Consider the following 12,887-nt stretch of genomic DNA (forward strand, 5'->3'; position numbering starts at 1 on the left):
GGAAATTCAGAAATTTTCTAGATTTTTTATGGAAACCCAAAAATATACCCCTAAAAACAAAGTTAGAATTGTAACAGCAGCGTCATTATTTGACGGACATGATGCTGCAATTAATATTATGCGTCGTGTCATTCAGGGAACTGGCTGCGAAGTCATCCACCTTGGTCACGATAAATCAGCTGAGGAAGTTGTAAATACAGCTATCCAGGAAGATGCCAATGCAATAGCATTAACCTCTTATCAGGGAGGTCATAATGAATATTTCAAATATATCTATGACCTTCTGAGGGAAAAAAATTCTCCGCAGATCAAGATCTTCGGCGGCGGCGGCGGTGTAATTCTGCCTGAAGAAATTAAAGACCTGATGGACTACGGAATCGATAGAATCTATTCTCCGGACGATGGCCGTGAGCTAGGCCTTCAAGGAATGATTGATGATTTGGTTAACCGATCGGATTTTGCGACAGGAAAAGATGTGACAGCAAACGATCTGGATGCAATTAGTTTTGAAAATTCAACCAGTATTGCTTCCATTATCTCTGCTGTTGAAAACTTTTCTGATGAAAAGCCAGAGTTAGTAAAAGCGATTGACGAAAAAGCAAAAGATCTAAACATTCCTATTATTGGTATCACAGGTACCGGAGGTGCAGGAAAATCTTCATTAACGGATGAGTTAGTAAGACGTTTTCTTCGTTCCAATACAGATAAAAAAATTGCTATTATTTCGATTGACCCTTCAAAAAAGAAAACAGGAGGAGCATTACTTGGAGATAGAATCCGTATGAATGCGATCAATGATTCAAGGGTTTATATGCGATCAATGGCTACAAGAGAAAACAATGTATCCGTTTCTCCATTTATCCATTCTGCATTGAATGTTTTAAAACTGGCACATCCGGATGTTATTATTCTTGAAACATCAGGTATTGGACAATCAGGCTCTGAGGTTTCAGACTTCGCAGATGTTTCCATGTATGTGATGACTCCTGAATATGGAGCTTCGACTCAATTGGAAAAGATCGACATGTTAGATTATGCAGATTTAGTTGCTTTAAATAAATCAGACAAACGTGGTGCTTTAGATGCATTACAAGCAGTAAGAAAGCAATTTCAGAGAAATCATTTACTATGGGAAAGCCCATTGGATGATATGCCGGTATATGCAACAAAAGCATCTCAGTTCAATGATCACGGAACAACAGAATTATACAACAGATTAATTTCTAAGGTTAACGATAAATTTTCAGATTTAAATTTGAATACTTTCGTAGAGCAGGAAATTACAGATGAAGTAACAATTATCCCTCCTAAAAGGGTTCGTTATCTTTCTGAAATTGTTGAAAACAATAAACAATACGATGTTAATATTGAGAAACAGGCTGAATTAGCCAGAAAGATGTATCATATTGACGGAGTAAAAAATATCATTTCTAATGAAGCTTTAGATGCTGAATATCAGAAAGCAGAAAAAGACCTTCAACAGGAAAATATTGATTTCCTTAAAAACTGGGATGACACTAAAAAAGCATTCCACCAGGAATTTTATTCCTATTTCGTTCGTGGAAAAGAAATCAAGGTTGAAACCTCAACAGAATCTTTATCCCATTTAAAAATTCCAAAGATTGCTTTACCTAAATATAATGACTGGGGTGATCTTATTTCATGGAAAGGTCAGGAAAATCTTCCGGGAAGTTTTCCATTCACTGCAGGAATTTATCCGTTCAAAAGAACTGGTGAAGATCCAACAAGAATGTTTGCCGGAGAAGGAGGTCCTGAAAGAACGAACAGAAGATTCCACTATGTTTCGGCTGAAATGCCCGCAAAGCGTTTATCGACAGCATTCGACTCTGTAACATTATATGGACAGGATCCTGCTCTTCCACCAGATATTTATGGTAAAATTGGAAATGCCGGAGTTTCTATTGCAACCCTGGATGATGCGAAAAAATTATATTCCGGCTTTGATCTTATCAATGCATTAACGTCAGTTTCAATGACGATTAATGGCCCGGCTCCTATGCTTTTAGCTTTCTTCATGAATGCAGCTATTGATCAGAATGTTGAAAAGTATATTGCTGAGCATCAATTAGAGGCTAAAGTCGAAGCAGTATTAAAAGCTAAATTCGACGATAAAGGACTTCAAAGACCTCAATATAATGGTGAGCTTCCACCATCCAATAATGGATTAGGACTACAACTATTGGGAATCACCGGAGATGAGATTATTCCAAAAGAAGAATACGAAAAAATTAAAGCTCATACGATTGCTACGGTACGCGGTACTGTACAGGCAGATATCTTAAAAGAAGATCAGGCACAAAATACTTGTATTTTCTCTACCGAATTTGCTTTGAGACTAATGGGTGACGTTCAGGAGTATTTTATTAAAGAAAAAGTAAGAAACTTCTATTCTGTTTCTATTTCAGGATATCATATTGCAGAAGCTGGAGCTAATCCGGTATCGCAATTAGCATTCACATTGGCCAATGGTTTCACTTATGTGGAATATTACTTAAGCCGTGGAATGGATATCAATGATTTCGCCCCTAACCTGTCATTCTTCTTTTCCAATGGTATCGACCCGGAATATTCTGTAATCGGACGTGTAGCAAGAAGAATCTGGGCAAAGGCAATGAAACTAAAATATGGAGCAGATGAAAGAAGCCAGATGTTGAAATATCACATTCAGACTTCGGGACGTTCTCTTCACGCTCAAGAAATTGATTTCAATGATATCAGAACGACGCTTCAGGCGTTATATGCCATCTATGATAACTGTAATTCTCTTCATACAAATGCTTATGATGAAGCCATTACTACTCCTACAGAGCAATCCGTAAGAAGAGCTATGGCGATTCAGTTAATCATTAATAAAGAGCTTGGTTTAGCGAAAAATGAAAATCCTCTTCAAGGTTCATTTATTATTGAAGAACTTACAGATCTTGTTGAAGAAGCTGTATATGCAGAATTCGACAGAATTACAGAAAGAGGAGGTGTTCTTGGTGCTATGGAAACCATGTACCAGCGTTCAAAAATCCAGGAAGAGTCTATGCATTATGAATGGCTGAAGCATACCGGAGAATATCCGATCATTGGGGTAAATACCTTCTTAGGAAAGGATGGTTCACCAACTGTTCGTCCGGGAGAAGTTATTCGTTCTACAGAGGAAGAAAAGCAGGTTCAGATAGAAACGCTTCACAACTTCCAACAAGCTAACCAGGATAAATCCGAAGCAGCTTTAAAACAATTACAATATGCAGCCATTAATCAACAGAACCTATTTGGAGTAATGATGGATGCAGTGAAATACTGTTCTCTTGGACAAATCACCAATGCTTTATTTGAAGTAGGTGGCAAGTACAGAAGAAATATGTAACAGGGTTACGAATAAAAATAAAAAAACCGCAGAAATTCTGCGGTTTTTTTATTGGCTTATATTTAAATACAAATCTTATTTTTTATTAAAATCTCCTGCAAAAACAGAAATAATATTATTTTCAGAAAGATATTTTTTCAAAGCAGCATTCACTTCAGATAATTTCAGATTCTGAATTTTTGTATTCTGTTCATCAAATTTATCCAATGAAACTCCAAAAAGAAGCTGAGTATTTACCAGGTTAACAAGTGTTCCATCAGAACCTAGGCTGGTTTTCCTTTCATTAGCATAACTTTTTTTGTTGGAATCAAGTTCTTCCTGTGTAAATCCTGAAGCCAGTGCTTTGTTAACTTCTTCCTTGATGGCAGCTTCTACAGCATTTCTTTTGGTAGGATTTAAAAAGGCATAATAATTCCATGAAGCAACATCATTCGAAACAGGAACATCCAGATACGAACCAACTCCATAGGAGATCCCTTCTTTTTCACGCAACCTCATCGGTAATCTTGCAGAAAGGAATCCTCCACTTCCTAAAATTTCATTAGCCATTACCAATGCCGGGTAATCAGGGTGGTCTTGTGACATTTTGAAACTTGAAGTTCCAAGGGCAACTGCATTTTCTTTATCAGGAGTGATGATATTTTTATCTTGTTTTTTAGTTTCAAAGAATGTTGGTTTTACTTCAACAAATTTTGACTTAGCAGTAAATTTTCCAAATGTTTTTTCTAATTCCGAAGAAGCCAGTTTTGGATCAATATTTCCTATTAAAGTTCCTACTCCATTGGATGCTCCTATAATATTCTGATAGAAATCAACAACCTGGGCTCTGGTTACTTTTTTATTTTCATCAATTTGTTCCTGCAGGGAAGACACATAGAAGATACTTGTTTTAGGATATGAGGATGCTAATCTTTGCAATTCATTACCTGCGATAGCCTGTGGATCCTTCAGCTGTCCTTCCAACTGTGTATTTACTTCAGTGATTGTTTTTGCCAGCTCATTTTCCGGGAAAGTAGCATTCGTCAACATATCCTGTACGATTGCCATTACCTTTGGATAATATTGTTTGTAAGTATTGACTCCAATGATTAAATTCTGCTCATACACATAAGCGTACACAGAAGATTTCATTTGATCTAGCTCATCTTTTATTTGCTCTTTTGTTCTGGTTTTGGTTCCGGAACTCAATAAAGAAGCAGTAATATTTCCAATAGCTTCTTTGCCCTGAAGGTCTTTTTCATTTCCGATTCTGAAACGGAAATTCCCTTGAATTTTGTCTCCTTTTAATTCTTTATTGATAAGTCCGTATTTCATTCCATTAGAAAGTTTTCCTTCAGTAAGGTTTTTCTTAACATTCGCTATGGAGGCCTCGAAAGGAGCTGGTTCTTTTTCCAATGCTTTCCCTTTGTAATCTTTTACCAGATCTGCAATCTGATTATCTCTAAATTCAGTAGGGAATACTCTTTCCTCATTAGGAGAAGGACGGAAAACACCCATCGTACGATTGTTGTTTTTAAAATACTTTTGAGCAACCTTACTGATATCTTCCAGTTTTAGGTTTTCTACATTATCACGGTACAGGAAATTTAATTTATAGTTTCCTGCCCCGATAATTTCGGTAAGATTAATCGCAAAATTAATCGTATTATTTTTCTGGTTTTCGATATCTTTAATCAGCTTCGCTTTAGCTCTTTTAAGATCATCCTGAGTAAATTGGATGGAGGAGATTTTATCCAGTTCTGTCCTTACGAGTTTTGTGGTTTCGTCTAAGTTCTTATCTTTTGGAACATCAAAATTAAAGTATACCATCCCCGGATCTCTTAAAACAGGACTGAATGTCCAGATTCCGGAAACTTTCTGGGTCTCTACCAGGCTTTTATATAAATATCCGGATGGATCTGAAGTAAGAATCTCGTAAAGTGCAGATAATGCGGCATAATCTTTATCTGCATAGGCAGAAGTATGATACCCTGCAGCTATAATTTGCTGGTCATTATTTCTCTTGATTTCAAAATACTTTTCTCCATTCTGCGCAGGCTCTACGGTATAAGTCCCTCCTAATTCACGTGAAGGTTTTTTGATTACTGAAAAATAATCAGAAATATATTTCAATGCATTTTTCTCATCGAATTTTCCAGCAACAATCAGAGTTGCATTATCCGGTTGGTAATATTTCTCATAGAATTTTCTTAAGGTAGGAGCTTTTACACGCTCGATATCTTCCTTGCTGCCAATTGTGCTATTTCCGTAATTATGCCATACATATCCATTAGAAAATACGTTTTGCATCATTACTCTGGTAGGATTATTTTCCCCGATTTCAAACTCATTTCGTACTACAGAAAATTCTTTATCTAAATCAGTTTGTAAAATAGTAGCATTGATCATTCTATCTGCCTCCATTTGTAGGGACCATTTCAGGTTCTCTTCATTGGATGGAAAGATTTCATAATAATTGGTTCTGTCATACCAAGTAGTTCCGTTAGCCTGACCTCCTTTATCTGAAAGTTGCTTTTTGATATCTCCAAGGTTTTTGGTACTCTTGAATAACATATGTTCCAGCAAATGCGCCATTCCCTTTTCTCCGTATCCTTCATCTTTTGAACCTACATTATATACAATATTCACAACCATATTACTCTGTGAAGGATCAGGAAGTAAAAGTACTTTCATCCCATTGGTAAGAGTGTACTCTTTGATACCTTCTGTATTGCCTACAAATTTTGGAGCTTCTGTATTTTGTGCAAAAACAGGGTTGGTAGCTCCTACAAAAAACAGGACAGCAGTCCCTAATAACAAATTTCTCATCTAGTTTTATTTAATTTGAATTAATTTTAAAAAAATTTCAGTCACCAATATATAAGACAATTATATATTGCTAAATGTTACATGAAAACATTAAAAATATCACTATTTAATGAAAAGACCAAAAGCCCTATTCAACTGGAGCAGCGGGAAAGATTCTGCCCTTGCATTATACAAGACAATAAATGAAAATAAGTTTGATATAACCTGTTTATTAACAAGCATCAATGAAGAATTTCAGCGAATCTCTATGCATGGTGTTCAAGTTTCTCTGTTAGAGCAACAAGCATCAAGCATCGGACTTCCCTTAATTAAAATGGAAATACCTAAAGAGCCCTCTATGGAGCAATATAGTGACATCATGGAAAAAACTATGGCAGGATTGCAATCACAAGGTATATCCCATTCTATCTTTGGCGATATTTTTCTGGAAGATTTAAGAAAATATAGAGAAGATCAATTGAGAGCTATTGGAATGGAAGCTGTTTTCCCTCTTTGGAAAAAAGATACTAGTAACCTTATTCATGAATTTCTGGATTTAGGTTTTAAAACGATTATTACCTGCGTAAACGAAACTTATCTAGACAAAAGTTTTGCAGGAAGAATTATCGATGAAAAATTCATAGCAGATCTACCAGATAATGTTGACCCTTGTGGAGAAAATGGGGAATTTCACACATTTACTTTTGATGGTCCCCTTTTTAAAAATCCCATCTTATTTGAGATAGGTGAAATCGTGAAGAAAACTTATCCAAAACCCAAAGCTGATGATCACAAAAATGATGAAGACTATGTCTTCTGGTTTTGTGACTTAATTTCAAAAGAAACCCTGCCATAAAAAAATATAGCAGGGTTATGTAGTATATTATTTTAATGTTGAAATTATTTCAGTCATTATATTAAATACCAATTCTATATCTTTCTCACTAGTTCTCCAATTTACAAATGCAGCTCTGATCCCTTTATGCTGATTGTAGAATGTTGGGGTCATAAACACCTTCCCTGTATTATTAAGCTTTTCCAGAAATTCATTAACCTTATCCTGATAAGCATTGTCTTTTAAAGTAAAGCAAACTGTATTTAATCTGACTGGTGCTAATAATTTAAAATCATTGCTGTCTTCAATATATTTCCCAAATTTTTGGGATAATAAGATATTACTTTCAACAATTTCCTTGTATCCATTTTTACCATAAGCCATCAACGAAAACCAGGCCGGCAAAGCTTTCAATCTTCTTGAGTTCTCCGGAAGAAAATTCAAATAGCTAAAATTTTCCAGAGGATCTCCCAAGTAAGGAGCATTGGAATTCTGGAAAGTTTCCACTTGTAATATTTTATATTGTTCTTTTATAAAAAAGAGCGCGCTTTCGTAAGGAACATTCAACCACTTGTGGCAGTCTATAGTAATACTATCTGCAAATTCCCATCCTTCTACTAAATGCTTGGTATTATCTGCACAAGCTGCAAAACCTCCGAATGCAGCATCAATATGCCACCAGAAATTATATTTCTTTTTTAGTTCTGCTATAGCTTTAAAATCATCAAAATCTACCGTATTTACTGTTCCCCCACTTGAAATCAAAATAAAAGGCTCTCCGTGTAATTCCAAGATCTGATTTTCCAGGTCTTCCATACACATTGCCTCACGATTGCCTTCCATTGTTTTAACCTTAACAATATTACCACTTCCAATTCCCAAGAGAGATAATGATTTCAAACTTGAAGAATGAGGCGTTGCTGTGAGTATTTTAAAAGGTACTGAAATACCGTCTTTCGCAATATCTTTTCCTTTTTCTTTCCCGATCCATTGTCTTGCTACTGCCAGACAGGTAAAATTAGACATTGTTGCTCCTGTTACAAAACCTCCCAAAAAGCTTTGTGGAAGTCCCAAAAGATCAAGCATAAGTTTTATCGTTTCCAATTCCACGACCGCAGAAACATCTCCTTGCCCACTTGTAGATTGGGTATTTTGATCATAGATTGAGGTTAACCAATCCCCGGCAATAGAAGCTGGCGTAGCACCTCCAGTTACGAACCCCCAATATCTGGGACCTGATGATCCAACAATAACAGGTTCAAATCTTTCATTAAAGATTTCTAATACTTTTTTCGTTCCGTAGCCAGACTCCGGCATTCCTTCTTCTCGGGAAGCTTCTTTTTGATCAATCGAGGTTGGCCTGTCTGATAATGTACTTAGATAAGATAATCCTTGATTTTTTATGATATCTAATAGATTGTCAATTTCTGACCAATCATTTTCCAGGTATGTTTTCATTGTTGAATTAATAATCTAATCAAAATTATTACTTTCCATCTTAATTCAACTTATATAATTTACAGATTTTCTGTCATTTTACAAATAGATGCCCAGTAACCTCAATGATAAATTTAGAATTTTAAACTTATTATTTTTCTTTTAAAATAAGCAATTTGCATCCTTTTTGATGGTGTAGCATAAAATAACAAACAAATGCTGAAAATCTCCCATTTACTGATCTCTCTATTTGCTGTCACATTATCATTAACAGCCTGTAAAAACACACCTGAACCAACTAAAATTGTTGATAGAAATGCTATCGTAGATTCTACTATTACGGCATTCGAGAGAAAATTGCTGGCAAAACAGATTGACTCTGTATTCTCTAAATTTAATTTTAATGGAAGTATTGCAGTTTTCAAGGATACCCTTCAGTTATATCAAAAAGAAAATGGTTTCTCTAATTTCCAAAATAAAACAAAAATCAATGACAGTACTATTTTTGCCATTGGTTCAGTAAGCAAACAATTTACTGCAGCTCTTGTTCTGCTTCAAATGGAACAGGGTAAACTGAATGTAGAAGATAAAGTTTCAAAATATCTAAAAGAAGCTCAGAACAAAGAATATGAAAACATCACCATTCATCAACTTTTAAATCACACTTCTGGTCTCAATCTATTAGGCGGAAAATTACTTTTTGAAAGCGGATCCGATTTTTTCTATTCCAATGATGGTTTTAATGCACTAGGCAAAATCGTTGAGCAAGTCTCTGGAAAATCGTACGATGAAAATGTTCTGGGTTTATTTTCAAAAATAGGAATGAAAAATTCTTCAACCGGAAACACATTCAAAGGGAAAAACTTTGCGAGCGCTTATCTAGGAAATCTAAAGAATGCAGAAAAAGTACCCAATATGCCTCAAAGGTTAGGCGGAAAAGAAATTGGAATCCCTGCCGGAGGTATACTATCGACAATTGATGATCTTCATCTTTGGAATAATAGCCTTTACAACGGTAAGGTTTTAAAACCGGAAACCTTTCAGAAATTTATTTCTAAAAGTGCGGAAAGACACCATGCTATTTTAGGAAAGATGGGATATGGATATGGAATTATGCTGAATATTGGAAAACCTATAGCATACTTTCATAGCGGATATGTCAAAGGCTCTCCCTCTCTTAACATCTATTACCCGGAAACTAAAACCTCAGTGATTATATTATCCAATATCGCTGATGAAGCTAAAGGTAAAGGTTATATCTTTAGACCTCATATCGAAGTAAAGAAAATTACTGATGCTATTGAAAATACAGTTATTGACATGAGAAAACAAATGATCAAACCTGATCCTAATAAAAAAATTGAGCTTTCGTGAAAAAAATGTATTTCATAGCCATTTATCCACCTCAGCAGATCATTGATGAGGTAAGAGTTTTCAAAGAGGATTTAGCTGCAAATTATAATAACTCGAAGGCAATAAAAAATGATGCTCACATTACTCTATTTCCACCTTTTTCAAGAGAAGTTGAATTGGAAAGTGATATTATTGATGCATTTGAAAGAATTGACACGAATATAGCCCCTTTTGAAATTGAGCTCAATGGCTTTGCCAGTTTTCCCAACCCTAAAAACCCAGTGCTTTTTGTTCAGCCTGAAGAGAATGCTCAATTGGTAGATCTTTATCACAGAGTCAAACGACAATTTAATTTCAGCACCTATTCTTTTACTCCACATATGACGATTGGTTACAGAGATTTGAGTTATGAAAATTATCTAAAGGTATGGGAAGTATATAAAAACAAATCTTACAAAACTAAATTTATAGTTGATAAGATTTTAGTTCTCCGCCATGATGGAAAATGGGTTCCTATTGCAGAAAAAAAGCTTGCATAAAAAAATCGGCTTTGCAGCCGATTTTTTTTAAGTATTTATTTATATTATTCTTTTATTACTTTCTGTGAAATAACAATGCCTTCATCGTCCGTTACACTTAAAGTATAAGTTCCTGTCGGAATAGTTGTGATGTTAACACGAATTGTTGATACATTTTCCATCTCATATTTTACTGGAATTAATCTACCTGCTCCATCATATAATACTACTTTCACATTTTTTGAAAAATCTTGTTTCCCTTTAATATAGAATTCATTCTCAGCCGGATTTGGATATATTCCAAACCTTCTTTCTGCTGCACTAATATTGGAAATTTTCAATGTTGAAGTTTTATTTAATTTCCAAGTTACCGTGGCAAAATGAACTGTACTATGACTGTTGACTTTTATTAAAGGACTATTATCAGTTACCGAAAAAATCAGAGTATTAAGCCCTGTAGTTAATTGGGATGGAGAAACAGTCAATGTATTACTCGTTGAAGAAAGAGTAGTTCCATTAAGTTTCCATGAATTCACTAAGGTATTAGGGATTGGCAACACCTCATTTACAGTAAATGTAACTGCAGCATTTCCATTTAAATTACTGCTATTCGCCGGAGTATAAGAATCAATTGGAGAAACCAATGAATGTATTCTTTCAATAATTGCTTCCTTACATACGGAACAGAATTGTCTGTCAAGATATCTCATCTCACAGTTTTGGTGTGGACGATACCAAGAAGGACTTTCAGTATATGGATATACACCTACACTATTTAATCCTAACCAGTTTTTCCATTTGATAGTAGCTGTATTAGAAGTTTGAGTTTTATTAGGAGATTCTCCTGTTCCGGCAAACCAATATTCATCGGCTAATTTCCCAAAAGAATGCCCCAGCTCATGAACTACAATCTCGTTAGATGATCCATTTAATGAAGCAAATGCATAAGTTCCTCCACAGCCACCATACTCTGTAGAATTTCCAAGAACATAGGTAATATCATAATCAGGAACGTTGGCTGCCAGAACTTGTGCTACCTTATTCGTGCTGTTACTATAAATACATCTGTGGACCCCAAAATCAAATGAAGACCCTAAATAATTGTTCGGATTGGAGACAGGAATTACAGGTTCTGTAACGTCCGTTGCTGTTCCTGGATGCTTTACTCCTGTTTCTGTTGAAACGACTTTTATAGCGTAAGCATTAAAGTAATTTTTATATTCTGTATAAGGACTCTTTGTAAAAAGATAATTGATCGTAGATTGTGCTGAACTCACAAAATTATTCTGTTGCGCTGAGGTAAATCCGTCACCTAAAACAGCAATATTCACACGGTTGCTATTCGGTCCGCTATTGAGCAGTGATACAGTCGGGAAAGTCTGTGAAAAGCAGAATGTACTCAATAATAGGAATAATAAATTTTTTTTCATGGCTATAGTTTTTGGTTAAATAATAATTGGTTTCCTGCATTAGTGATTTTCTCTACTTTCACCACCTGAATTTCGGCAGAATGAGAATACCGTACACTAAATTCAGCTGTCTCTGTAGAAACCTTATGTCTGCTGATTCCTTCTTTGTCAAAACTTTCCATGTTTTGGTTTAATGGATCTTCAACAAGTTGCTTAGCGAATTCTTTTCCGTTACCATCAGTCAGGGAAATAACAAAATCACCAATCTCCGCAGAATTTCTGTCAAACACAGGATTCATTTTTAATTTTCCATCTGTGATTTTCTGAGATTCCAACGTAATTTTTTCGACCCCGGATTTGGATTTTTCAACCTTAAAAAACAGATAGCCAATCTGATTTTTTTCTTTTACGGGATTTTCATTTTTAGAAGCTCTTCCAAGGCTTAAATCATTCAATTGCAGAAAACTACAAAAAACGAAAACCGGAAGAATAAAAAGGTTTAATAAATTTTTCATAATCAATTTTTGATGAAGTTAAGAAGATTTCACCAAAATAAGATTTAATTTTAATATTTTTTTTAATCCATAAAAAATTCAGAAAGTCCTATCTTTGACGAAATGATTGCAGAAAAGATAATTTTAGGTATTGACCCGGGAACTGCCATAATGGGTTTTGGAATTATTTCCGTTAAAAAAGGTAAGATGGAAATGATTTCCATCCATGAGCTTATTCTCAAAAAGTATCCGAACCACGAAACCAAACTTAAATATATCTTTGATAAAACTCTGGCTTTAATCGATGAGTACCATCCAGACGAAGTAGCGCTTGAAGCTCCGTTCTATGGAAAGAACGTTCAAAGTATGCTAAAGCTTGGCCGCGCACAGGGAGTGGCGATGGCAGCAAGTTTACACAGAAATATTCCCATTACAGAATATTCCCCAAAAAAAATAAAAATGGCGATTACCGGAAATGGAAACGCCAGTAAAGAACAGGTTGCAGGAATGCTTCAAAATCTTTTAAAGCTAAGAGAGTTTCCCACAAAGTACCTTGATGCATCTGATGGTCTTGCTGTAGCTGTTTGTCATCATTTTAACTCCGGAACAATTACAGATACTAAATCATATTCCGGTTGGGACAGTTTTTTAAAGCAAAATCCTGATCGCCTAAAATGA

General features: G+C 35.2%; 9 protein-coding genes. 5 read left to right on the forward strand and 4 right to left on the reverse strand.

The window, feature by feature from the left end; translation table 11 throughout:
• Positions 1-28: 28 nt before the first annotated feature.
• Positions 29-3,376: a methylmalonyl-CoA mutase family protein gene (locus JHL15_RS20880; RefSeq protein WP_200249025.1), complete on the forward strand. Its 3,348-nt coding sequence runs from the start codon at positions 29-31 to the stop codon at positions 3,374-3,376.
• A gap of 75 nt (positions 3,377-3,451) precedes the next feature.
• Here JHL15_RS20880 and JHL15_RS20885 read toward each other — a convergent pair whose 3' ends face one another.
• The gene (locus tag JHL15_RS20885; RefSeq protein WP_200249026.1) at positions 3,452-6,184 is read right to left on the reverse strand and encodes a M16 family metallopeptidase; all 2,733 of its coding nucleotides are present in this window, start codon (positions 6,182-6,184) and stop codon (positions 3,452-3,454) included.
• Between the two features lie 109 nt (positions 6,185-6,293).
• Between JHL15_RS20885 and JHL15_RS20890 the strand changes: the two genes are divergently transcribed.
• Positions 6,294-7,019 (forward strand): Dph6-related ATP pyrophosphatase, encoded by a 726-nt coding sequence (locus JHL15_RS20890; RefSeq protein WP_200249028.1) that lies wholly within the window; start codon positions 6,294-6,296, stop codon positions 7,017-7,019.
• A 27-nt stretch (positions 7,020-7,046) separates the two neighbouring features.
• On the opposite strand, the gene JHL15_RS20895 is transcribed toward JHL15_RS20890, so the two are convergent.
• Positions 7,047-8,456, reverse strand: a complete 1,410-nt coding sequence (locus tag JHL15_RS20895) for a pyridoxal phosphate-dependent decarboxylase family protein (RefSeq protein ID WP_200249031.1) — start codon at positions 8,454-8,456, stop codon at positions 7,047-7,049.
• Positions 8,457-8,651: 195 nt separating this feature from the next.
• On the opposite strand from JHL15_RS20895, the gene JHL15_RS20900 reads away from it, so the two are divergent.
• Together JHL15_RS20900 and JHL15_RS20905 are read left to right on the forward strand one after the other, a co-directional pair.
• The gene (locus JHL15_RS20900) at positions 8,652-9,809 is read left to right on the forward strand and encodes a serine hydrolase domain-containing protein (RefSeq protein WP_200249034.1); all 1,158 of its coding nucleotides are present in this window, start codon (positions 8,652-8,654) and stop codon (positions 9,807-9,809) included.
• Between the two features lie 5 nt (positions 9,810-9,814).
• Positions 9,815-10,327: a 2'-5' RNA ligase family protein gene (locus JHL15_RS20905; RefSeq protein WP_234047820.1), complete on the forward strand. Its 513-nt coding sequence runs from the start codon at positions 9,815-9,817 to the stop codon at positions 10,325-10,327.
• Between the two features lie 44 nt (positions 10,328-10,371).
• Here JHL15_RS20905 and JHL15_RS20910 read toward each other — a convergent pair whose 3' ends face one another.
• Both JHL15_RS20910 and JHL15_RS20915 read right to left on the reverse strand, forming a co-directional pair.
• Positions 10,372-11,736, reverse strand: coding sequence for a M64 family metallopeptidase (locus tag JHL15_RS20910; protein ID WP_200249038.1), 1,365 nt, complete (start codon positions 11,734-11,736; stop codon positions 10,372-10,374).
• A 2-nt stretch (positions 11,737-11,738) separates the two neighbouring features.
• On the reverse strand, positions 11,739-12,230 hold the full coding sequence (locus JHL15_RS20915; protein ID WP_200249040.1) for a hypothetical protein: 492 nt from the start codon (positions 12,228-12,230) through the stop codon (positions 11,739-11,741).
• Between the two features lie 102 nt (positions 12,231-12,332).
• On the opposite strand from JHL15_RS20915, the gene ruvC reads away from it, so the two are divergent.
• Positions 12,333-12,887, forward strand: coding sequence for a crossover junction endodeoxyribonuclease RuvC (gene ruvC / locus JHL15_RS20920; protein ID WP_200249043.1), 555 nt, complete (start codon positions 12,333-12,335; stop codon positions 12,885-12,887).

This window comes from Chryseobacterium paridis, from assembly GCF_016595215.1.
Lineage (GTDB): Bacteria > Bacteroidota > Bacteroidia > Flavobacteriales > Weeksellaceae > Chryseobacterium > Chryseobacterium paridis.